General features: G+C 45.0%; 19 protein-coding genes. 10 read left to right on the forward strand and 9 right to left on the reverse strand.

The window, feature by feature from the left end; genetic code table 11:
* The first annotated feature begins 161 nt into the window (after positions 1 to 161).
* Positions 162 to 4685: a glutamate synthase large subunit gene (gene gltB, locus ABZR88_RS06905; protein ID WP_107828151.1), complete on the forward strand. Its 4524-nt coding sequence runs from the start codon at positions 162 to 164 to the stop codon at positions 4683 to 4685.
* 1 nt (position 4686) lies between these two features.
* Positions 4687 to 6159: a glutamate synthase subunit beta gene (locus ABZR88_RS06910; RefSeq protein ID WP_107828150.1), complete on the forward strand. Its 1473-nt coding sequence runs from the start codon at positions 4687 to 4689 to the stop codon at positions 6157 to 6159.
* Between the two features lie 532 nt (positions 6160 to 6691).
* Here ABZR88_RS06910 and ABZR88_RS06915 read toward each other — a convergent pair.
* From ABZR88_RS06915 to ABZR88_RS06925, 3 genes are read right to left on the reverse strand one after another with little or no spacing between them, the layout of a single operon-like run.
* Positions 6692 to 7351 (reverse strand): YdeI/OmpD-associated family protein, encoded by a 660-nt coding sequence (locus ABZR88_RS06915; RefSeq protein ID WP_107828149.1) that lies wholly within the window; start codon positions 7349 to 7351, stop codon positions 6692 to 6694.
* A 4-nt stretch (positions 7352 to 7355) separates the two neighbouring features.
* Positions 7356 to 7895: an RNA methyltransferase gene (locus ABZR88_RS06920; protein WP_107828148.1), complete on the reverse strand. Its 540-nt coding sequence runs from the start codon at positions 7893 to 7895 to the stop codon at positions 7356 to 7358.
* 9 nt (positions 7896 to 7904) lie between these two features.
* Positions 7905 to 9074 (reverse strand): galactokinase, encoded by a 1170-nt coding sequence (locus ABZR88_RS06925; protein WP_107828147.1) that lies wholly within the window; start codon positions 9072 to 9074, stop codon positions 7905 to 7907.
* 118 nt (positions 9075 to 9192) lie between these two features.
* Between ABZR88_RS06925 and ABZR88_RS06930 the strand changes: the two genes are divergently transcribed.
* Entirely contained in the window at positions 9193 to 9483 is a 291-nt protein-coding gene (locus ABZR88_RS06930; RefSeq protein WP_107828146.1) for a YciI family protein, read from the forward strand.
* 104 nt (positions 9484 to 9587) lie between these two features.
* On the opposite strand, the gene ABZR88_RS06935 is transcribed toward ABZR88_RS06930, so the two are convergent.
* The 3 genes from ABZR88_RS06935 to ABZR88_RS06945 form a co-directional block, all read right to left on the reverse strand.
* Complete coding sequence (locus tag ABZR88_RS06935) at positions 9588 to 10328, reverse strand: hypothetical protein (protein ID WP_107828145.1); 741 nt, start codon at positions 10326 to 10328, stop codon at positions 9588 to 9590.
* A gap of 156 nt (positions 10329 to 10484) precedes the next feature.
* Positions 10485 to 11189: a hypothetical protein gene (locus ABZR88_RS06940; protein WP_107828144.1), complete on the reverse strand. Its 705-nt coding sequence runs from the start codon at positions 11187 to 11189 to the stop codon at positions 10485 to 10487.
* Between the two features lie 229 nt (positions 11190 to 11418).
* On the reverse strand, positions 11419 to 12285 hold the full coding sequence (locus tag ABZR88_RS06945; RefSeq protein WP_107828143.1) for an aldo/keto reductase: 867 nt from the start codon (positions 12283 to 12285) through the stop codon (positions 11419 to 11421).
* A 173-nt stretch (positions 12286 to 12458) separates the two neighbouring features.
* Here ABZR88_RS06945 and ABZR88_RS06950 point away from each other — a divergent pair, with 173 nt between their 5' ends.
* From ABZR88_RS06950 to ABZR88_RS06980, 7 genes are all read left to right on the forward strand, one after another.
* Positions 12459 to 13433: a c-type cytochrome gene (locus tag ABZR88_RS06950; RefSeq protein WP_107828142.1), complete on the forward strand. Its 975-nt coding sequence runs from the start codon at positions 12459 to 12461 to the stop codon at positions 13431 to 13433.
* A 243-nt stretch (positions 13434 to 13676) separates the two neighbouring features.
* Complete coding sequence (gene tig, locus ABZR88_RS06955) at positions 13677 to 15029, forward strand: trigger factor (protein ID WP_107828141.1); 1353 nt, start codon at positions 13677 to 13679, stop codon at positions 15027 to 15029.
* Positions 15030 to 15482: 453 nt separating this feature from the next.
* Positions 15483 to 16208, forward strand: a complete 726-nt coding sequence (clpP, locus tag ABZR88_RS06960; protein WP_107828140.1) for an ATP-dependent Clp endopeptidase proteolytic subunit ClpP — start codon at positions 15483 to 15485, stop codon at positions 16206 to 16208.
* A gap of 105 nt (positions 16209 to 16313) precedes the next feature.
* Positions 16314 to 17552, forward strand: coding sequence for an ATP-dependent Clp protease ATP-binding subunit ClpX (gene clpX, locus ABZR88_RS06965; protein WP_107828139.1), 1239 nt, complete (start codon positions 16314 to 16316; stop codon positions 17550 to 17552).
* Between the two features lie 529 nt (positions 17553 to 18081).
* The gene (locus ABZR88_RS06970; protein WP_107828138.1) at positions 18082 to 18945 is read left to right on the forward strand and encodes an AMP nucleosidase; all 864 of its coding nucleotides are present in this window, start codon (positions 18082 to 18084) and stop codon (positions 18943 to 18945) included.
* Between the two features lie 91 nt (positions 18946 to 19036).
* Entirely contained in the window at positions 19037 to 20398 is a 1362-nt protein-coding gene (locus ABZR88_RS06975) for a cystathionine beta-synthase (RefSeq protein ID WP_107828137.1), read from the forward strand.
* 73 nt (positions 20399 to 20471) lie between these two features.
* Positions 20472 to 20864, forward strand: coding sequence for an NTF2 fold immunity protein (locus tag ABZR88_RS06980; protein ID WP_107828136.1), 393 nt, complete (start codon positions 20472 to 20474; stop codon positions 20862 to 20864).
* Between the two features lie 2 nt (positions 20865 to 20866).
* On the opposite strand, the gene ABZR88_RS06985 is transcribed toward ABZR88_RS06980, so the two are convergent.
* The 3 genes from ABZR88_RS06985 to aroC all read right to left on the reverse strand — a co-directional run bounded on the left by ABZR88_RS06985 (position 20867) and on the right by aroC (position 24038).
* Entirely contained in the window at positions 20867 to 22081 is a 1215-nt protein-coding gene (locus tag ABZR88_RS06985; RefSeq protein ID WP_146166513.1) for a DUF6438 domain-containing protein, read from the reverse strand.
* A gap of 403 nt (positions 22082 to 22484) precedes the next feature.
* Positions 22485 to 22940, reverse strand: a complete 456-nt coding sequence (locus ABZR88_RS06990; protein WP_107828134.1) for a hypothetical protein — start codon at positions 22938 to 22940, stop codon at positions 22485 to 22487.
* Positions 22941 to 24038, reverse strand: coding sequence for a chorismate synthase (gene aroC / locus ABZR88_RS06995; RefSeq protein ID WP_107828133.1), 1098 nt, complete (start codon positions 24036 to 24038; stop codon positions 22941 to 22943).
* Positions 24039 to 24163 lie beyond the last annotated feature (125 nt).

The raw sequence follows: 24163 nt of genomic DNA on the forward strand, positions 1-24163 counted from the left end.
AATAAATTTAACAATTTTATGAGCAAAGTCATATAATTAATATAATTCAAGCAATTGGTTTTAATAAAATTCCAAAAGTTGATAATACTTTTAGGATTTTTTTACATTTTTTATATCTTCGTGATTACACACTATTTATAAACCGTGTAATTTATAAAAAGATGGATCAAACAGATAGCCAGCAGTTGGGCTTGTACAGGCCCGAATTTGAACACGACTCGTGCGGAACGGGCTTCATCACTAATATTAATGGGCACAAATCCAATCAAATTATAAGCGATGCCTTAACCATTCTGGAGCACATGGAGCACCGCGGTGCTTGTGGCGCAGACCCAGATTCTGGTGACGGTGCCGGTATCTTAATTCAGTTGCCCCATGAATTCTTAATGGAAGAATGCTCTAACCTGGAGATCAGTTTACCTGAGCCGGGCGAGTATGGTGTAGGTATGCTTTTCCTTCCAAAAGACTCAGCTACTAAAAAAGCTTGCCGCAAAATTATTGATGCAGCAGCAGAAAAGCTGGGCCTTACCATTTTAGGTTACCGTAAACTACAAGTAAACTCATCTGTAGTAGGTCCTACCGCTCGTGCGGCCGAACCAGATGTGGAGCAGCTATATATATTAAGGCCGCACCATATTACTAATGTTGATGATTTTGAGCGCAAGCTGTATGTGTTGCGTCGTTACATCACTAAAACTGTGAACGAGAATGTACCTGCTGCTGCGCAGGATTTCTATTTCACTTCACTTTCTTGTAAAACCATTATTTATAAAGGCCAGCTGACTACTTATCAGGTGCGCCAATATTTTGCTGATCTGACAGATCCGCGTATGGCATCGGGCATGGCCGTGATCCACTCGCGTTTCTCTACCAATACTTTCCCTTCATGGAAACTGGCTCAGCCGTTCCGTATGATTGCGCACAATGGCGAGATCAATACGCTGACCGGTAACCTGAACTGGTTCTATGCTGGTGTTAAATCTCTTTCTTCAACTTATTTCACAGCTGAAGAGATGGAGATGTTGTTGCCGGTTATTGACAGCGCACAGTCTGACTCTGCCTGTTTGGATAACATCATCGAGATCCTGCTGCACTGCGGTCGTTCGTTACCACACGTAATGATGATGCTGGTACCAGAGGCCTGGGATGGTAACGAGCAGATGGACCCAATTAAACGTGCCTTCTATGAGTACCACGCTACTTTGATGGAGCCATGGGATGGCCCTGCAGCTATTTCATTTACCGATGGTAAAATGGTAGGTGCAGTGTTAGACCGTAATGGTCTGCGTCCGTTGCGTTATGCAGTAACCAGCGATGGTCGTGTAATTGCCGCTTCTGAAGCTGGTGTACTGGCTATTGATGAGTCGACCGTTGTAACCAAAGGCCGTTTGCAGCCAGGTAAAATGTTCCTGATCGATACCGAAAAAGGAGAGATCATTACAGACGACGAAATCAAACACAAAATAGCTTCGCAACAACCATACGGTGAATGGCTGGAAAACTACCGCATTACGCTTGATTCATTGAACGAGCCACGTTTAGCGTTCGCAAGCTTATCACCTGATTCTGTTTTCCGTTACCAACAGGTATTCGGTTACAGCCGTGAAGATATCGATACCATCATTAAGCCAATGGCACTTGATGGTAAAGAGCCAATTGGTTCTATGGGTACAGACGTGCCACTGGCCATCTTGTCTGACAAACCACAACACCTGAGCAGCTATTTCAAACAATTCTTTGCCCAGGTAACCAATCCGCCGATCGATCCGATTCGTGAGCGTTTGGTAATGAGCTTGTCTACCTTCATTGGTAACAACGGCAACCTGCTGGATGAAGATAAAATGCATTGCCATTGTGTAACGCTGAAACATCCGGTTCTGAAAAATAAACAGCTGGAAAAATTGCGTTCTATTGACACCGGTTTATTCCACGCAAAAACATTACAAACTTACTTTAAAGCCGATGGCCAGCCAGGCAGCATGGAAAAAGCGTTGAACCGCCTTTGCCGTTATGCCGAAGATGCTGTTGAAGATGGTTTTGAAGTATTGATCCTGTCTGACCGTGCTATTGATTCTGAGCACGCGCCAATCCCGTCACTGCTGGCTGTTTCTGCAGTACATCACCACCTGATTCGTATCGGTCGCCGCGGCGCCGTAGGTCTGGTTGTTGAAGCAGGCGACGTTTGGGAAGTACACCACTTTGCATGTTTGCTGGCCTTTGGCGCAAGTGCAGTTAATCCATATCTGGCGCTTTCTACCATTGAAACAGTTAAGAACGATGGTAGCCTGAAAACAGATCTTGATCTGAAATATCTGGAGAAAAATTACGTAAAAGCTGTTAACGACGGCTTGTTAAAGATCTTCTCTAAAATGGGTATTTCAACCCTGCAATCGTACCATGGTTCACAAGTGTTTGAGATCCTGGGTCTGAACAAAGCTGTGGTTGATAAATACTTTGCCGGTGCGGTAACCCGTATAGAAGGTTTAGGCCTTGACGAGATTGCCCGCGAGGTAATGAGCAAACACGTTGCGGGTTATACCAGCCACAAAGAAGAAACCCCGCTGTTGCCAGAAGGTGGTATCTATCAGTGGAAACGCCGCGGTGAGGCTCACTTGTTTAACCCGGAAACTGTACACTTGCTGCAGCACGCTACCCGTTTGGACGACTACGAGGTTTACAAGCGATATGCTAAAGCCATCAACGATCAGACCGAGAAAAATTATACTATCCGCGGTTTGCTGGACTTTGCCCACCACCGTGAGTCTGTACCATTGAGTGAGGTTGAGCCAATTGAAAGCATCATGAAACGCTTTGCAACAGGCGCCATGTCTTTCGGTTCTATCTCTCACGAAGCACACAGTACCCTGGCCATTGCTATGAACCGTATTGGCGGTAAGAGCAACACCGGCGAGGGTGGTGAGGACGAGATCCGTTACCAGGTATTGCCAAACGGCGATTCAATGCGTTCGGCTATTAAACAGGTTGCTTCTGCACGTTTTGGTGTAACATCAAACTATCTGACTAACGCTGACGAGCTGCAGATTAAAATGGCTCAGGGTGCAAAACCAGGCGAAGGCGGTCAGCTGCCGGGCCACAAGGTTGACGACTGGATTGCAAAAACCCGTCACTCTACTCCGGGTGTAGGTTTGATCTCTCCGCCGCCGCACCACGATATTTACTCAATCGAGGATTTGGCTCAGCTGATCTTCGACTTGAAAAATGCTAACCGCGATGCACGTATCAACGTGAAACTGGTTTCTAAAGCTGGTGTTGGTACTATTGCTGCCGGTGTAGCTAAAGCACACGCTGATGTAATTCTGGTAGCCGGTTATGACGGTGGTACCGGTGCATCGCCAATCAGCTCTATTAAACACGCTGGTTTACCATGGGAGCTTGGCTTGGCCGAGGCTCATCAAACCCTGGTACGCAGCCAGTTGCGTAGCCGCGTAGTACTGCAAACAGACGGTCAGCTGAAAACCGGTCGCGATATTGCCATTGCTACCCTGATGGGAGCTGAAGAATGGGGTGTTGCAACTGCAGCCCTGGTTGCCGGCGGTTGTATCATGATGCGCAAATGCCACCTGAACACTTGTCCGGTTGGTGTTGCAACTCAAGATCCTGAACTGCGTAAACTGTTCAGCGGTAAACCAGAGCATGTGGTTAACCTGTTCCGCTTCCTGGCTGAAGAGCTGCGCGAGATTATGGCCGACTTAGGCTTCCGCACAATTAACGATATGGTGGGCCGCGTACAGTTCCTGAAAGTTCGTGATAACATCAAAAACTGGAAAGCTAAGAAAGTAGACCTGTCTGGTATCCTGCACCCGGTTACTAACCAACGCGGTGTTACCCTGTACAACAGCGAAAAACAAGATCATGGTATTGACGCCATCCTTGACTGGAAATTGCTGGAAGCAGCACAACCGGCGCTGGAAGATAAAACACCGGTATTCGCATCATTTAATGTGAAGAATACTGATCGTACCCTGGGTACTATGCTTTCTAACGAGATCTCTAAGAAATATGGTTCTGCAGGCTTACCTGAAAATACCATCAACTTTAAATTCAAAGGTTCTGCCGGTCAGAGCTTCGGCGCCTTCAATACTAAAGGTGTATCGTTTGAGCTGGAAGGTGAGGCTAATGACTATGTAGGTAAAGGTTTATCAGGTGCACAACTGGCCATCTATCCGGCTGCTAATGCAACCTTTGCGCCGCAGGATAACATCATCATTGGTAACGTTGCCCTTTACGGTGCAACCTCTGGTGAGCTGTTTGCACGCGGTATGGCAGGCGAGCGTTTTGCGGTACGTAACTCTGGTGCTACTGCAGTAGTAGAGGGTACCGGCGATCACGGTTGTGAGTACATGACCGGTGGCCGTGCGCTGATCTTAGGTAAAACAGGCCGTAACTTTGCCGCTGGTATGAGCGGTGGTTTAGCCTGGGTTTACGATGCCGATGGCACTTTTGCTGAGAACTGTAACCCTGAAATGGTTGATCTGGATCCACTGTCGCCACAAGACGAAGAGCAGATCATTACCCTGCTGCGTAAGCACGTACAGCTTACCGGTAGCCAGGTAGCACAGGATTTATTGAACACATGGACAATTGCTATGAGTAAGTTTGTTAAAGTGTTCCCGAAAGAATACAAAAAGGTTTTACTCCAAAAAAAATACGAGGTAACTAACTAAGATGGGAAAAGTAACAGGATTTCAGGAATTTGACCGCGAGTTGCCGTCAAAAGTATCCGTTGCCGAGCGAGTAACTAACTATAATGAGTTTGTTGGGTTGTACAGCGAGGAAAAGCTGAACGAGCAATCTGCACGTTGTATGGACTGCGGTATTCCGTTCTGCCACAACGGCTGTCCGCTGGGTAACGTTATCCCTGAGTTTAACGATGCGGTTTACCGCAAAAGCTGGGAAGAAGCTTACCAGATATTGTCATCAACTAATAACTTCCCTGAGTTTACCGGCCGCATCTGTCCGGCACCGTGCGAGTCATCGTGCGTGTTGGGTATCAACAAGCCACCGGTAGCTATCGAGGAGATTGAGAAGCACATCATTGAGATCGCATGGTCTAAAGATATGGTTAAGCCAACCGCTCCGCTGGTAAAAAGCGGTAAAAAGGTAGCCGTTGTAGGTTCGGGTCCTGCCGGGTTGGCAGCTGCTGCCCAGCTGAATAAAGCCGGGCACAGCGTAACCGTTTACGAACGCGATGATAATCCAGGCGGCTTGTTGCGTTACGGTATCCCTGATTTTAAATTAGAGAAATGGGTGATCGATCGTCGTGTTAACCTGATGAAAGAAGACGGTATCGAGTTTGTTTGCGGTACCGAAGTTGGTAAAGACATCAGCGCCGAAGAACTGGTTCGTGGTAACGATGCCGTTGTATTGGCTGGTGGTTCTACCATCCCACGTAACCTGAACATTCCGGGTCGTGATCTGAAAGGTATCTACTTCGCAATGGATTTCCTGAAACAACAAAACAAACGCGTTGCAGGTATTGAATTTGATGCTGAAGCAATTTCAGCCACCGGTAAAGACGTTATCGTAATTGGTGGTGGTGATACCGGTTCTGACTGTGTGGGTACTTCAAACCGTCAGAAAGCTAACTCTGTTAAACAATTTGAACTGTTGGTGCAGCCGCCAATGGCGCGTACCACTCATATGCCTTGGCCAACATACCCAATGCTGCTTAAAGTAACCAGCTCTCACGAAGAAGGTTGCGAGCGCTTCTGGGCTATCAACACCGAAGAGTTCTTAGGTGATGAGAATGGTAACCTGCGTGCCCTGCGTGTGCATGATGTAACCTGGGATGTTGACTTTATGGGTCGCCCTATCAAACCTACAAAGGTTGAAGGTTCTGAGCGCGAAATTCCTTGCCAGGCAGTGTTCTTAGCAATGGGTTTCGTACATCCACAGTTTGAAGGCGCCCTGGAAAACCTGGGTGTTGAAGTGGATGAGCGCAAAAACGTAAAAGCTAAAGAAGGTGTTTACCGCACCAACGTAAGCAAAGTGTTTGCAGCCGGCGATATGCGCCGCGGTCAGTCGCTGGTAGTTTGGGCCATCTCTGAAGGCCGCGAATGTGCCCGCAAGGTTGACGAGTTCCTGATGGGCCACACCCACCTGGAAAGCAAAGACAACGTGAGCGCTTACGCTTATTGAATTTGATCATGGTTGATAGATCATAGTTCATGGAGGAATAAATAGTATTTTGCTATGAACTATGATCTATTAACCATAAGCTAAAGTGGACTAACCAACCCTTATATAGTTTCTTAAATTTTAAATCCGAAATCCTCTACCGCGATGGTGGGGGATTTTTTTGTTTATATATCTTGTCATTTCGACCAACGGGAGAACTATTCTCTTGAACGGGGTGAAAAAATCTTAGACGATTGATGGGCCTATTTGCATGGCATGGGGGCTAAGATTCCTCCTCACGCAGCGCGCAAACCCCAGCTTGTTCGTTCGGAATGACAAATCGGAGATTATGGGCTGGGTTACGTAATGAAATGAGCGCTGGATGTCATCCTGAGCTTGTCGAAGGGCGCGCGAAGGCCTAATAGCTCCGATTAAATGTCCAGGATAGGCTACCGCGCGTGTTTCGACGGAGCTCAACATGACACCTTCTTCTTATTTAGGCGTTTATTTGGAGACTTTAATATTTGGAATGCTATTGGGCAGAACTGTGAGATTACTTCTCCGACGGATTCTTCTTCCCCGCTTTCAACTTTTCTACCATTTTCTCCAATCTATCTAATCGTGTTTTCTCTTGCTTGGCTGTTAAAATCCAAAGCACATACTCTTTACGGTTTGAGTAGGAGAGCGATGCGTACCAGTTCATCGCTTCAGGCTCATGCTGTAGGGCAGCTTCTACGTCAGGTGGGAGTTTTACCTGTTTGTTGGCTATGTCTATGTATTCGCCATACTCGTTGCTGGGGATGGCGTCGTTACAGGTATCAGAAAAGGTGCCGGTGTCATTAGGGCGGAAGCGGAGGGCGGTCCAGGTCTCGCTCACGGCAGCAGCGGCTACACCGCGCAGGTTGTACTGGTCCATTTCGGCCCAGTTGCGCATCATTTCCAGGTCGCTGGCAATGCCAGCGGTTTTCTTGGGGTAGATCACCCACAAGATAGTATCGGCTTTCAGTACTTTACTGATCAACTGCATATCCCGCACCAGGTCACTGCTGTTCACTACAAATAATTGCACGCCATCAAAACTACCGTCGGCATTGAAGGTGATGTTTAGTCCTTCGGGCAGCGGCTCCAGCAATTCCAGGTAATTAGCCGGAGCGTTATAAAGCAGCCAGTTCTTGCCGGGCTTCATTTGCAGTTTTTTGGCGAGCGCGTTCATAGCATCAGGAGTTTTGCAAATCTAATTTAACGCAAAAATCCCACAGTACAATTCCTGCAGATACCACGATGTTGAACGAATGCTTGGTGCCAAACTGAGGGATCTCAATACAAGTATCGGCCAGTTGCATCACCTCATCGGCCACGCCATTTACCTCGTTGCCAAATACCAGTGCATATTTCTGATTTGGGTCGGGCTGATAGGTGTGGAGCATGGTGCTGTGCTCGGCCTGTTCAATGGCAATAATCTGGTAACCATCGGCACGCAGGGCTTCCACGGCCTCAACGGTGGTGGGGTAGTAGTGCCAGTCGATCGACTGGGTAGCACCCAGGGCGGTTTTCTCAATCTCCCGGTGGGGCGGCTGACCGGTTATGCCGCACAGACAAAGCTGCTGCACGGCAAAACCATCAGATGTTCTAAATATGGAGCCCACGTTGTGCATGCTGCGTACATTGTCCAGCACTACGGCAACGGGGAGTTTATCGGCTTGTTTAAATTCGTCTACAGAAACGCGGTTAAGCTCGTCTAACTTCAGTTTGCGCATGGCGCAAAGTTAATGAGTTACGGGCAGTTTTAGCTCACCCACACCATCACCAATTAAAGAGCTGTAAATAGATGGGGCGTAACCAATTTTATCTGTATAATATTTAGTCAATTCATCGGTGAACTGTGCGAACGCATCTTTCTTAACCAAAGCAATAGCGCAACCGCCAAAGCCAGCGCCGGTCATACGTGCACCGGTAACATCAGCATTGGTGCGGCAGTAATCAACCACGGTATCCAGCTCAACACCGCTTACTTCATACAAATCGCGCAGTGAATCATGCGAGGCGTACATCAGCTTGCCAAATTCTTCCAGGTTGTTCTCTGAAAGTACTTTAGCGGCCTGCATTACGCGGTCGTTCTCCTCAATAACGTGCCATGCGCGTTTAGCTACAACCTCGTTGGTAATCAGGTGTTGGTATTGATTAAAAGTTATCGGACTCACCTCGCACAGGTTATTGATATCCAATTCTTGTTGCAAGGCTTCCAGCGCCAGGGCACATTCCTGTACACGCTCGTTATATTTTGACTCAGCCAGTTTACGGGGCTTGTTAGTGTTGATGATAGCCAGTAGATGGTCGCCTAGGTTGGCGTCAACTGCTTTGTAGTCCAGCGTTTCGCAATTCAGCATCAGGGCTTTATCTTGCTCGCCGAAGGCAACTGCAAACATATCCATAATACCGCAAGCCAAACCAATAAAGTTGTTTTCTACAGATTTGGTGAGTTTAACCAGATCAAGCTTGCTGTAACCGGCATCGAATAGCTGGTTTAGGGCATAAGCGGTTACAATTTCGATAGATGCTGATGAAGACAGGCCCGAGCCGATTGGAATATCGCCAAAGTAAAGCAGATCCAGGCCTTGTAACTGGTGGCCGTCTTTTGCAAAGTGATTGATTACACCCAGCGGGTAATTGTACCAGCTTTTGCCCAGTTTATCATAACTATCCTGAACAGGGATGCTCAGTTCTTCATCAAAATTTACGCTTTTGAAACGGAACACGCCCTCGTTATTAAAGGCGGTAAGCATATAAGTACCGAAAGTGATGGCGCAGGGAAATACCAATCCGCCATTGTAATCAATGTGTTCGCCAATAAGGTTTACGCGACCGGGCGAGAAAAAAAAGTGATCTGCAGGCTTGTTGTAGGCTTTGACAAAAGCTTTTTCTAAGTCTTCTTTCATCTAATCTGGTTAAATAATTGTAATGCTGACAAATATTGTAAAAAATACACTAAGTACCTATATTTTCATAAAATAAAAACGATTAATATTTTCGCAGCTTAAATAATAAATAGCAAACATGAATCAATACCTGATAACCGCTTACGATTTTACCGATGTTGACGCCCTGAAACGCCGTATGGATGTAAGGCCACATCACCTGGATGGCGCCCGCGCGCTGAAAGAATCTGGCAATTTTTTACTGGCCGGTGCGCTGTTAAATGACGAGGGAACCATGATAGGATCTACCATGGTACTGCAGTTTGAAAGTGAAGAACAACTGGAAGCCTGGAAACAGAACGAGCCCTATGTTACTATGGGCGTTTGGGAAACCGTTGATGTAAAACCTATTAAAGTGGCTAACATTTAGACAGTTAGCTTATTAATACAAACGTCATTGTAATGACGTTGCGGTAGAAAACAAAAGAGGCCTGATGATTATCATCAGGCCCCTTTTGTTTATAAAATATCAGTTTAAGCCTTGGTTACTTCGCCGGTAAGCAAGTCAATAATATAGTTAACGCTGTTAATGGTTAAGGTGGCTTTATTGCTGCCGCTAAACACCAGGCTGCCGGTAGTGTTAATGGCGACGTTGCTGGCGGTAGCACCTGTAACGGTAAATGTAGCCGTGCCAGCGGTAATAATTTTGGTAGTTTTATTAAGCGTTACGCCGGTTACAACGAGGTCTACTGTGCTGCTGCCCGATGTTTTATTATCTACTTTTGACGTATATGTGCCCGCGCGTTTATATTCGCCGCTTAAAACAAACACCTGCGAAGCTGTGGTTAAACCGCCAATTTTTGCAGAAAGACTGCCGCTGTTGTTAGAAGTTAGGCGGGGGCCGTCAAATGAGCCTTTGTCTGTAGCCGTAATAGTAACGTTATCAGGCTGATTGCTGGCGTTGCAATTAAGTGTATAAGAGTAGTTAAATGTGTAATTGTAAGTAGTTGTTGATCCCTGCGGATTTTGACGGGTAAAGGAGTACGTTTTGGTAGCTCCGCAGCCGGGATTAAGATCTACCGTTGCCTGTGCATTGGCTACGGCATCTACTGAAATATTACTTAAGCCATTAGAGTTAGCGGCCAGCGAGCCTGAAACCATGGTGGCAACCTCCAAATTAGTTGCAGTACTGTTGGTTTCGTTCGGTTTTTTGCACGAGCCGATCATTAATAGCACGGCAGTCGCTGACGAGATGAGCATAATAGTTCTTTTCATAATAAATAGTTTTTAATTAGTTGATTAAAGATATTGTTTTTGATAATATCTTCATCCAACATGATAGATGTAATTTGCAATAAGACAACAAATTATATGGTTACTTGTTGGGTGAAGATGCACAAAAACTGATCAGTAAACTTAATATTTGAAAAGTTAGCTGGTTGGTGTAACCTCAGCAGTGGTAAGGTTGACATTGTATTTTTGGGTTCCTAAAACCAATAATGCAATGCCGCCGCTTTTGAAAGTAAGCGTGCCGCTATAACTAAAAGCGCTCTTGTTTTTTACGTCGCCCGATACGGTAATGTCTGCCGTGCCGCCGGTGGTATTTCCGTTTGATTTGAGGATGGTATAATTATTCAGGGTAATACTGGTGTTGTAGTTGCCGGCCAGGTTGCTACCATCTGTTGTAGTGTACGTTCCTGAGTTTTGATAAGTGCCGTTAAGGAAATAATTAGTAGGATCGGCCAGGCCGGTAAGTGTTATGGTATAAGTACCCGAGTTCATGGCTGTAAGCCCGGTTGCTTCAAAACTGCCGTTATAATTAACGTTGGTGCTCAGGCTGTCTTTGGTAGCACCAGTGCAATTAAGAATGTACTGATAGCCCATGGCATAGTTATAATCAATGGCGGCGTTGGCGGGCTCTTGCCGGGCGGCGGCAGAAATATCAGGAACACCGCAGCCTGCACTGTTAGTGGCCAGATTTTTAGTGTAATTGTAAATATCGTTTTTAATGCTGATTAAACCATTTGCGTTTGATGCCAAAGCGGTGGATACCATAAAAGCAGCCTGCTGATTGGTAACGCTGTCTGACGATGATGCTTTTTCTTTTTTACATGACACAAAGTAGAATAGCAACATGACGCAAATAAGGGGTAAGGTATTTCGCATGTGAGGTAACGGTTTATAGAGGTTGGTTTTAGCATCAGACACATTGCGCGCCTGATGGTTTAATATTGAGATGAATTATTATCCCATACTAATACGTATAAAATAGATTAATGTTTCGCCTCGAATAACAAATAGCGGCGTTCATAAAAAAAGCCCCTCACGTAATGTGTAGGGGCTTTTTTTATTATCTGAGGTAAATTTAGTCTGTGGCTGCTTCGGCCACAGTATTTAATAGTTCAAGATCGTCTGTTGTAAGGGTAATATTCTCCGCTTTCATATTTTCTTCCAGGTGGGCTACTTTTGATGTGCCTGGGATGAGTAAAATGTTATCTGCGCGGTGCAGTAACCAGCTTAATGCTATCTGTTGCACTGTGGTACCTTCATGTTTGTTGGCTACTTCTTGTAGTTTCTCTTGTACGGCCACGTTGCCGGCATTGAGCGGAAACCAGGGGATGAAGGCTATCTTTTGCTCTTGGGTATAATCTAACACGGTTTCCCATTTACGGTTATCTACGCTGTACATGTTCTGTACAGATACCACATCAAAAAACTCCTGTGCGTGCTTTATTTCGGCAACGGTAACTTCAGATAAACCTATGTGCTTGATTTTGCCTTCTTCCTGCACCTTTCTTAAAAACTCAAAGCTTTCCTCAGCCGGTACTTTGGGGTCTATGCGGTGCAGTTGATAAAGATCAATCTGTTCAGTTTTCAAACGCTTCAGGCTGCCTTCCAATACTTTCTGCAAATGCTGCGGACTACCGTCGGGCTGCCAATTGTCTGGCCCCGGGCGCACTAAGCCACCTTTGGTGGCAATTACCAGGTCGGCCGGGTAGGGGTGCAGGGCCTCGGCAATCAGTTCTTCAGATACGTTGGGGCCATAGCTGTCGGCCGTATCTATAAAGTTTACACCCAACTCAACCGCACGTTTTAGTACGCGGATGGCTTCGTTTTTATCTTCCGGCGGCCCCCAGATGCCCTTGCCGGTAATGCGCATGGCGCCGTAACCCAAGCGGTTTACGGTTAAATCTTTACCAATGGTAAAAGTTTTATTAAATGGAATTGCCATAATATTTGTAATTTTAATATGTGTGTTAACAACCACGGCCGGTTAATGTTCGGTGGGCTTTGTTATTGCCTTTAATAAGAAGGGGCGATATTTTTTGCCGTGGGTTTTGTAACGAAATGTGGTGGCGGGCGTCTTTGAGCTTTAAACTAATTAATTAACTATAAAACCTTCACATGAAAAAGTTTACCAAATGGCTGCTGATGCTTGTATTGGTAGTTGCAGTAGTTGCCGGTGGCGCTGTTGCCTATGTTACAACCGCACTGCCCAATGTCGGTCCGCCGGAAAACATTAAAATTACCTACACCCCAGAGCGCATTGCGCGCGGCAAGTATCTGGCCAACCATGTAACCGTTTGTGCCGATTGCCACTCAAGCCACGACACCACGCGTTTCGGCCTGCCGATTGATACCAACAGAATTGGGGTGGGCGGTATGGTTTTTAATGGCGCGGTGGGAGTTCCAGGTGAGATACATGTGCCTAACATTACCCCTTATAATTTAAAAAATTGGACTGACGGCGAATTGTTTCGTGCCATTACATGCGGTGTAAAGAAAGACGGTTCGGCTATATTTCCTATTATGCCATGGCCATATTATGGCAAAATGGATAGAGAGGATATTTATTCCATCATCGCCTACATCCGGTCGCTCAAACCGCAGGAGGCTAACTATCCTGAAAGGAAACTGGACTTTCCGCTCAATGTTATCGTGCACACCATACCGCAAAAAGCAGAGTTAGGTAAACTGCCTGCAGAAAGCGACACGTTGAAATACGGCGCCTACCTGGTTAATGCTTCCGGTTGCATGGAATGTCACAGTCAGGATAATAAAGGCAAATTATTACCCGGACTGGAATTTGCCGGCGGTCGCAAATTTGGTCTGAACGGCGGCTTTGTGCGCTCTGCCAATATTACGCCCGATAAAGAGACCGGTATAGGCGCCTGGACGAAAGAAAACTTCCTGGCGCAATTCTCTAAATACAGCGACCCAAGCTACCAGCCATCTACAGTAGATCCGGGTCAGTTCCAAACCGTTATGCCGTGGCAGTTCTATGCTAAAATGAAGAAAAGCGATCTGGAAGCCGTGTATGCCTACCTGCGTACGATAAAGCCGGTGCACAATGAGGTGATTAAGTTTGATAGCAAATGAACCAGAATTAAACGGATTTGTATGATTTTCAGGATTTAGTAAACATCCTGGTCTTTTGACGTACTTTTAACAGCCTGAAATTAATCTTATAATTGGGGTCCAAACACAAATCCTGAAAATCATACAAATCCGTTTAATTCTGGTTCAACTTTTTTTCCTATCTTTGCGCCCTGAATTTAAGCGTACCGAGCTCAGATTTTTGACAGATGGTGCGCATTCGTTTAAATTATACCGTTACACAAGATGAACATCTCACAGGAAAAAAAGGATAACCTGAATGCAGTTATAACCATCAACCTCGCTCCGGAAGATTACGCAACACGCGTAGATAAAGCAATTAAAGACCATGCAAAAAAAGCAAACATCCCTGGCTTTCGTAAGGGTATGGTGCCTGCTGCGCACATTAAACGCATGTATGGTAAAAGCATCCTGGTAGACGAGATTAACAACCTACTGCAGGATACCCTGAACAATTACCTGAACGAGCAGCAACTGGACGTACTGGGCCAGCCACTGCCAAAGATGGACGATAGCAAAGAATACAACTGGGATTTTGCCGATAGCTTTGAGTTTAACTACGAAGTTGGTCTGGCCCCTGAGTTTGCTTTAGACTTCACTTCAAATGATAAAGTAACCCAATACGATATTGCCGTTGATGACGAAACGTTAGCTGCACGCGTTAAAAACCTGCGTCGTAGCTATGGCAAGATGACAAATCCTGACGTATCGGCAGATGATGACGTGCTTTATGCTGAATTAGTGCAACTTTCGCCAGATGGTTCTGTTTTTGAAGGTGGTATTGTGAACACCGGTTCTATCCGTTTAGATCAGGTACAAAACGAAGAAGTGAAAAAATCACTGATCGGCCTGAAAAAAGGTGATGTTTTGGTGTTTGATGTACAGAAGGCTTATAACAACGATGCTGCACGTGTTGCTGCTATCCTTGGTGTTGACGAAGCTGATGCTGCCGAAGTTAAATCAAACTTCCAGGTAACTGTTAAAAACGTTAACCGTTTAGACGAAGCCGATCTGACACAAGAGTTCTTTGATAAATTATTTGGTGAAGGTGAAGTAAAAACCGAAGAGGAATTTACTGCTAAAGTTAAAGGTGAAGTAGAAATGATGATGCAGCAAGATTCTGATCGTAAGCTGCAGAACGATATCTACAAATACGCTGTAGACAAAGTAAGCTTTGAACTGCCTGACGAGTTTTTGAAACGCTGGTTAAAAGCTACTAACGAAAACCTGAGCGAAGAAGAGCTGCAAGGTGGTTATGCTGATTTTGCCAAAGGCCTGAAATGGACCCTGATTGGTAACAAGATCATCAAAGACAACAGCATCGAAATTAAATACGAAGATGTATTTGCAACTGCAAAACAACGTTTGGATGCTCAGTTCCGCATGTACAGCCCGCAGCCTTTGGCTGAGGACCAACTGGCACAGTACACTGTTCAGTTCCTGCAGAACAAAGAAAACGCAAACCGCATATTTGATGAAGTAAAAGGCCAGAAAGTGATTGACTACATCCGTGGCGTGATCACAGTTGACCACAAAGCAACTACGTCAGAAGAGTTTGCAAAAGTTGCGAACGACTAAGCACAGCTTAACACATACTTTTACCAAAGGCAATTCTTTATAGAGTTGCCTTTGGTGTTTTAAACCTCTCCTAAATCCTCTCCAAGGGAGAGGACTTTCAATTGCAAGTTGTTATTGAGTTGATAATTAGCTCCCTCTCCTTTGGAGAGTAATAGCCCATCAAATGGCAGGAGTATAATAAATCCCTCCTTGGGGAGGGGCGCGGTGGCTTTGCGAAGTGGCGGGGAGGGGTTTATATCGTATGCAATCGCCTAAACCCCTCCCTACACCCTCCCAAGGGAGGGAATCGCACTGGACTTCGCGTCTTTAGATGCTTACTGCCTCTTTATAGGCTATTACTCTTTGGAGAGGGTTGGGGTGAGGTTTTTTTTCTTTTCCAAGCCATAACATTATAAAATATTCAACTAAAGACTATATTTACCGGGCTGCATAAGCCCAAAAAATCAAATCAAAATGGATAATATCAACAGAGACGAATTCAGAAAATACGCGGTAAAACATCACCGCATCAACAGTTTAGCCGTTGATCAATTTATATCAAGTGTTGACAGAAAACTGATGCCTTCTGCTATCAGCACTAACCATCCGCAGGCTATGACGCCGTATATCATCGAAGAACGCCAATTAAATGTGGCGCAGATGGACGTGTTTTCGCGCCTGATGATGGATCGTATCATCTTCCTGGGCGATGCAATTTATGATCAGAATGCTAACATCATCCAGGCACAGCTGCTGTTCTTGCAGAGTGCCGATGCAAAACGCGATATTCAGATCTACATCAACTCGCCAGGTGGTTCGGTATATGCCGGTCTGGGCATTTATGATACGATGCAATTTATATCAAACGATGTAGCTACAATCTGTACAGGTATGGCGGCTTCTATGGCTGCTGTATTGCTTTGTGCCGGTGCCGATGGCAAACGTGCTGCATTGCCACACTCGCGCGTAATGATTCACCAGCCGATGGGTGGTGCGCAAGGTCAGGCTTCTGATATTGAGATTACAGCCCGTGAGATTGCCAAGTTGAAAAAAGAGCTGTACGAGATCATTTCTAAACACAGCGGTACATCGTATGAGAAAGTTTGGGATGCATCTGATCGTGACCACTGGATGATTGCGGAAGAGGCCAAAGAATTTGGTATGGTTGACGAAATTTTGCGCTCAAACAGCGAAAAGTAATCGTTAAGTTATTTTTAAATAATAAGGGCAGATGGGGTAAACCATTTGCCCTTATTGTTTGTATATTCATGTAGATTTTCTAATTTTGAATAAAACCCTCCCGAAATGACTAAGAACAGCAAGGAAATCAGGTGCTCGTTTTGCGGGGCCGGTAAACAGGATTCCCTGATGCTGATTGCTGGTCTTGATGCGCATATTTGTGATAAATGCGTTAATCAGGCCAACGAGATTTTAGCCGAAGAACTTAAAGTACGTAAAGTAAAATCGTCGCCATCAGCACCTGCCATTTTAAAGCCCTCAGAAATAAAAGCGCATCTTGATCAGTATGTGATCGGTCAGGATGATGCTAAGAAAATATTGTCTGTTGCCGTTTACAATCACTACAAACGTTTAAACCAGCGTGTGGATAAAGACGAGGTAGAGATTGAAAAATCAAACATCGTAATGGTGGGCGAAACCGGTACAGGTAAAACTTTACTAGCAAAAACCATTGCCAAAATATTGAATGTGCCCTTCTGCATTTGCGATGCCACGGTATTAACCGAAGCCGGCTATGTAGGCGAGGACGTAGAAAGCATACTAACACGTTTGCTGCAATCTGCAGATTATGATGTAACCGCTGCCGAAAAGGGCATTGTTTATATTGATGAGGTTGATAAAATTGCCCGCAAGAGCGATAATGCCTCTATCACCCGCGATGTATCTGGTGAAGGCGTACAGCAGGCATTACTGAAAATATTAGAAGGTACCATGGTAAACGTGCCGCCGCAAGGTGGCCGTAAACACCCTGATCAGAAAATGATTACGGTGAATACCAGTAATATCCTTTTCATCTGTGGTGGCGCGTTTGATGGCATTGAACGTAAAATTGCCAACAGGTTGCGCACACAGACCGTAGGTTATAAGCTGCACCGTGATGAAGGTGAGGTTGATTTGAAAAATCTGTACAAATACATCACCCCGGCCGACTTGAAATCGTTTGGTTTGATTCCGGAGCTGATTGGCCGTTTGCCGGTGCTGACCTATCTTAATCCGCTGGATAGAGAGGCGTTGCATAACATCCTTACCGAGCCTAAAAACTCACTGTTGAAACAGTATAAAAAACTGTTTGAATACGAAGGTGTAAAGCTGGAGTTTGAAGACGAGGTGCTTGACTTTATTGTTGACAAAGCAATGGAGTTTAAACTAGGTGCCCGCGGTCTGCGCTCTATCTGCGAAGCAATTATGATTGACGCGATGTTTGAGTTTCCATCTAAAAAAGATGTAAAGCGCTTGAACGTAACGCTCGATTACGCACTCGAGAAATTTGATAAATCTGACCTTAAAAAATTAAAGGTAGCTTAACTATAGATAAGTAATAAAATATTATATTTGCTATGCAAGCATAATAAACCCTGGTGCAACGCCGGGGTTTGTTGTATCCGGTAGTTGGGGTTGTAGTGGATTAGTTAATCAGTGATTGAAGATCGGGTTTTTGTAGTCGACATGCAAAACATCAACGTCATTGCGAGGAACGAAGCAATCTCTGCTCAGGACAATTTGACACGAGAGTTGGATCTGCAAGTACAGAGATTGCTTCGTGCCTCGCAATGACGTTACGATGTACACTCAGGGAAGGTCGACCAACCTAAACCCGATTGCAGCGGATACCGGCCACGTGGCTAAGGCCTGTAGGCGTATGAGCGGAAAGCGGGGCCGCTGGAACCGAAGAGCACCAAACAGTGCTTTTCAAAACAAACCCGGTGATGATCTTCCTCTCCGTTGTCCGAATGGACACAGTTGGAGGAGAGGGCAGGGGTGAGGCAAAATGTAAACAAGTAAAACAATATATAATTAAAGGTCCCCGAGGCGGGGACAAAGGAGAGCATTAATTATGAACGAAGAAAAAGAAGTAAAAAAAGACGCAGACATTGTTGCTAACGCAGAACAGGTAAAAGAAGTGCAAAGCCCCATCAAGGCAGGCTTGAAAACCAAAGAGAGCATTGTAGCCAACTGGCTGCCGCGCTATACCGGCCGCACGCTGGATGATTTTGGTAAATACATTATCCTCACCAACTTTTCTAAATACCTGCACCTGTTCTCTGAGTGGCATGAAAATGCGCCTATTATGGGCCTGGATAAGCCGATGCAGAGTGTGTCTGCCGGTGGTATCACCATTATCAACTTTGGCATGGGGAGTTCGGTTGCGGCTACGGTGATGGATCTGCTGACCGCTGTTCACCCAAAGGCGGTCATATTTTTGGGAAAATGTGGAGGTTTGAAAAAGAAGAACAACGTGGGCGATTTGATTTTGCCGATTGCGGCCATTCGTGGTGAAGGTACATCAAACGATTACATGCCTGCCGAGGTGCCTGCGCTGCCCTCATTTGCTTTACAGAAAGCGATCTCGACCACTATTCGCGATTATGGTCGCGATTACTGGACCGGCACCTGTTACACCACCAACCGCCGCGTGTGGGAGCACGATAAGGTGTTTAAAAAATACCTAAAAACCCTGCGTGCCATGGCTATTGATATGGAAACGGCCACCATTTTTACCACCGGTTTTGCCAACAAGATTCCAACCGGGGCATTGTTGTTAGTATCAGACCAACCGATGATCCCTGAGGGGGTAAAGACCGCCGAGAGTGACTCTAAAGTAACTGAGCAATATGTAGAGACTCATCTGCATGTGGGTATTGAATCGCTTAAGCAATTGATCAATAATGGCTTAACCGTTAAACACCTGAGGTTTTAAACACCCTCAGGTCATTATCTCAAAAAATCTATCAAAAACATAGATAAAATATACATCTTAGCTGTGGAAACATTAGCTCAAACTGTATTTTATGTGGTATAACAATATCCTGGAAACCATTGGTCAAACGCCGATGGTTAAACTGAATAAGATCACCAAAGACATTCCGGCCACGGTGCTTGCCAAAGTAGAGACCTTTAACCCGGGCAACTCTATTAAAGACCGCATGGCCCTGAAAATGATTGAGGATGCCGAGAAAGACGGCAGACTGAAACCGGGCGGTACCATCATCGAGGGTACATCGGGTAATACCGGTATGGGCCTGGCCATTGCAGCCGTGATCAAAGGATATAAATGTATTTTTACCAGTACCGATAAACAGTCAAAAGAAAAGTTTGATGCCCTGCGCGCCTTCGGTGCGGAGGTAATTGTTTGCCCAACCAACGTTGAGCCGGAAGATCCGCGTTCTTATTACTCGGTATCGTCTCGCTTGGAAAAAGAGGTACCAAACTCATGGAAGCCCAACCAGTACGATAACTTGTCAAACTCGCAGGCGCACTATGAAAGCACCGGTCCGGAAATTTGGGAGCAAACCGAAGGCAAAATTACGCACCTGGTAGCAGGCGTGGGCACCGGTGGTACCATATCTGGTATTGCGCGTTACCTGAAGGAGAAAAACCCGAACATCCAGGTACTGGGTATTGATACCTATGGCTCGGTGTTTAAGAAATACAAAGAGACGGGCATTTTTGATAAAAATGAGATCTATCCATACATTACCGAAGGTATAGGCGAGGATTTCTTGCCGCAGAACGTTGACTTCAGCTTGATTGATCACTTTGAGAAGGTGAGCGATAAAGACGCCGCGCTGATGACCCGCGAGGTGGCCCGTAAAGAAGCCATTTTTGCCGGTAACTCGACAGGCTCCGCCATTGCAGGAGTATTGCAAATGAAAGATCGTTTTAAAGAAGGTGACGTAGTGGTAGTGATCTTCCCAGATCATGGTACCCGCTACCTGGCCAAAATGTTTAACGACGATTGGCTGCGCGATCGTGGTTTCCTGAAAGATGAAAAGTTGACTGCCCAGGATATTATCAGCAAAAAAGAAAGCCAGCAGATTGTGACTATAGATACAGAGAAATCAGTCCTGGAAGCAATCAATATCATCAAATCGCTCAATATCTCGCAGATACCGGTTACACAAAAAGGCATGGTGGTAGGTAAAATTACCGAAAGCGCTATTCTGGATGCGCTGCTGGAAAACCCATCACTCAAATCGCAGCCGGTGGCAACAATCTCATCCGCACCGTTCCCATTTGTTGATCTGAATACGTCGATAGATCAGATTTCGGCCATGATTAATAAAGAGAATGCCGCGGTGTTGGTAGAAGACGAGCATGGCAAGATTGAGATTATTACGCAGTACGATATTATTAACGCAATGGCGGGATAATGGAAGATTAGAGACTAAGGATAAGAAAGGTGTCGGGCTAGTTGTCTGACACCTTTTTTGTTAATTTAGTTTTATGAAACTGTACCTTATCACCATATTGCTGGGGCTTTCTATGCTTTACTCCTGTGATGGGCTGTTCTCAAATTACAGATCAATAACCGTACCTGCAACGGATTCAAGTAATCTTTCAAAAACCTTAAAAGACGCTTTGATGCATTCGCCAAGGAATAACTTAGGGAAACAACCATTGCCAGATGTTAAAACCGCTGTAACTGTGGCAGAGGCTTATTTGTTTAAGATATACGGGAAAGAACGAATAGAAGGCGAACGGCCTTATCTTGTTTTTAAGTACAAAGGTTACTGGTTTGTTACAGGGTCGCTTACAAGCGGAGCGAAAGGGGGCGTATTTGATATGATCTTAAATCCCAAAGATGGCAAGGTGATAACATGTACGCATGGAAAATAGTATTAATCATATTCAGTTAGCTCCCGCCATTCCCGATGAATATTGGTTGTGATGAAATTGAAGCCGATATCGATAGTTACATAACGTTTGGATGATGGATCTTGTAACCGATAGAAACGTCCGTCTGTTGGTATCTTAGGTTCGCCCTTTCCAAAACTTAATTGATAGCTATATTTAAAACTCCTGCTTGTTGTTTTTCCCGTGCCTAGATACTGCATCAAGAGAAAGTGCTCTGATCGCAAAAGGTCAAATGCGTGTTGGTCTTTTACAAATGAGGAGTATTGGTAGTTTGTATAGCGCTTTAAATAATTGGGATAATTGGCCGGTGTAAGGGAAAGTTTATCTGGTAATAGCGTTAATAGTAAGTAAGCCCATCTAAATGGAGGAGGGGATTCATATCCGTTATCACTAACAGACTTGCAGATCCTGCCGTTTTTGACAAAGCTAACGGTTATGGTTTCCAGATCGGCTCCAAACGAATAACTATCTTTTAATTTGTTAAGGTTGACTAATAAAAACTGATGCTGTATTTGCGCAAAGATCTTTGGATCAACAGACGATGAATAGTAGCCCGTTTTTACTGTGTGGTCTACTCCATTAAATTTCACATCTCCTTTGCGCGAAACTAAAAGGCTTAAAATAGGGCACGCGCCATAACACCCCGACCTGGATAGTATAACAGTGTCAAATAGCAGCAGAGGCTTTTCAGGTGCCTTGAATTTTTTATAGTAGATGGATCTATCACCGTAGTCTAATATTAATAGATCAGGAGTGAGCTTTTTGATGGGGTAACTTTGCCAGCTTTTACTTTTGAGATCTAAAAAGCTAATATCCGTTGATGTGATCTTATAATTAGAAGAGAACCAGATAAAAGAATTACTCTTTCGTGATAGAAAAGAACCATCTTTACTTTCAAAGGTGCCATTTCTATTAAACCCCATGCCCGACATACTGGCATCAAAAGGTGGAAGTATGATAATACCCTTGCTGGTAGATTTAGCCTTTACACCAACGCGCTCCCAGGTTCCTACAATATTCTTCTGATTTTCGGCTGTTCTGGAGTTACAGGCTGATAGAACGGAAAGTAAAAACAAAAGCAAAGGCCAGGATTTCATATTAACTAATATACTGATCCTAACAAAAGGACAGTTGATATTACTGACTATTATTGTGTATTCTGCGGAAAAAGAATTTTGAGTAGCTTGTTCCGAAAACAAGGCTATCAGTTGTTAGATGATCTATACCATAAGTTTCCCAGGTATTGCAATCGGGTCTGAATAGGCGAAGTGTTTTTCCATTTAAGCTAAACGTAGATAGCTTGTTAATGTATTTAGTGCTTAGTGCGCCAAAATTGCAATTATCAGCAAAACCAGTTTCGTCGACCAATGAGCTATCTGCGCGGAATGTTAAAACAGAAAGCTTATGATAGGGAGTTTTCGCAGTAATTTCACTATCTACTAAATGAGTATCTGCTAGCTTCCAACTGCCTAATAGCGCCGACTGATAGTCATGAGTAAAACTGCTTCTTCTGCTGCAAGAAAACATTAACAGAAGTAATATCAGCCAGCAATATTTCATCTCTCAATCAATGGTCAGGCATACAAGTTTAATAATACTTATTTACTGTTTCCTGGCTTTGCTAAAATAGTAATGTATATCTAAATGGCTATAACCTTTACGGCTGCCTATTTCCATTTTGTTTTTGGAGCTTATTTTGAGATATAAGGCATACCAGTGTTTGACCATTGGCTCGTATAGAAATAAAGTATCACCGTTTAGTCTGTAGTTGGATGTGTAGCCTGGTGCCTTTTCCCGGTGATTTTTTATGGTGTAATAGGCATCGTGCTTTTTATACTGGCCGTTATTATAAAAGCTGATATTGGTTTCCAGCTTTATATCCGGTACGTCTGGGATGTTGAGTGTATCGATGCCTGCATACATACCATCCAGTGTCCAGTCGCCAACAATTGCTGTTTGGGAAACAGCTTGGTTATTTAGCGTATGTTTATTGGTTTTAGGTTGCTCATTGCAGGAGCATAAAGCTATTCCAAAAACCAATAAACACCACTTTTTCATTTATGCTAATTTGGCGTTCCTGTTCCTTAACCAATGATCTGCCAGTACCAGTGCAGCCATAGACTCTACAATAGGGACCGCACGCGGTACCACACAAGGATCATGGCGACCTTTGCCCGAGATTTCTGCGGCTTCGCCAGCTGCGTTGATGGTTTGCTGGTTGTGCATAATGGTAGCTACCGGTTTAAAGGCCACCCTGAACTCAATAGGCATACCGTTGCTGATACCACCCTGAATACCACCTGAGAAGTTAGTCAGTGTTTTTACGGATTCATCGCCCTGTGCTGCAATGAAAATATCATTGTGCTCTGAGCCCAGCATGGTGCTGCCTTCAAAGCCCGAGCCGAACTCAAAGCCGTGTACGGCATTAATGCTTAGCATAGCTTTGCCCAGATCGGCATGGAGTTTGTCAAATACTGGTTCGCCTAAGCCTACGGGACAGTTTTTTACATAACAGCTTACTACGCCGCCAACGGTATCGCCGGCTTTGCGCACACTGTCAATGTATTCAATCATTTCCTCGGCTGTGGCAGGGTCTGCGCAACGAACGATATTTTGCTCGCGAGTATCAATAAACTCCTGTGCGTTCTCAATAAACACGTTTGGTGCTTTTATTTTGCCAACTGCACTTACATGGGCCACAATCTCAATCCCCTGTGTTTTTAGCAGTAGTTTGGCCAGTGCGCCTGCGGCTACACGGGCTGCAGTTTCGCGGGCTGACGAACGGCCACCACCACGATGATCGCGAATGCCATATTTGCTATGGTAAGTATAATCGGCATGTGATGGGCGGAAAACGTCGGTATTGTGGCTGTAATCCTTTGATCGCTGATCTTCATTAGGGATGAGCATGGCAATAGGCGTGCCGGTAGTTTTACCTTCAAATACGCCCGACAGGATCTTTACCGTATCGCTTTCTTTGCGTTGGGTAGTGATCTTGCTTTGGCCGGGTTTGCGTTTATCCAGCTCGCTTTGAATAAAATCCAGATCAACCTCCAGTTGCGCCGGGCAGCCGTCTATGATAACCCCGATAGCTTCGCCGTGCGACTCGCCAAATGTGGTGATCCTGAATAGTTGTCCGAATGAATTGCCTGCCATGGTTTAATGAGTGAATGAGTGAGTTTCGATTGAGTGAATTTCTTGTCATTGCGAGGAGGAATGACGAAGCAATCTCGTTGCACGCAGTTTAGTCCTGCGACGAGATTGCTTCGTCATCCGTTACA

Source organism: Mucilaginibacter yixingensis, assembly GCF_041080815.1.
Taxonomy (GTDB): domain Bacteria; phylum Bacteroidota; class Bacteroidia; order Sphingobacteriales; family Sphingobacteriaceae; genus Mucilaginibacter; species Mucilaginibacter yixingensis.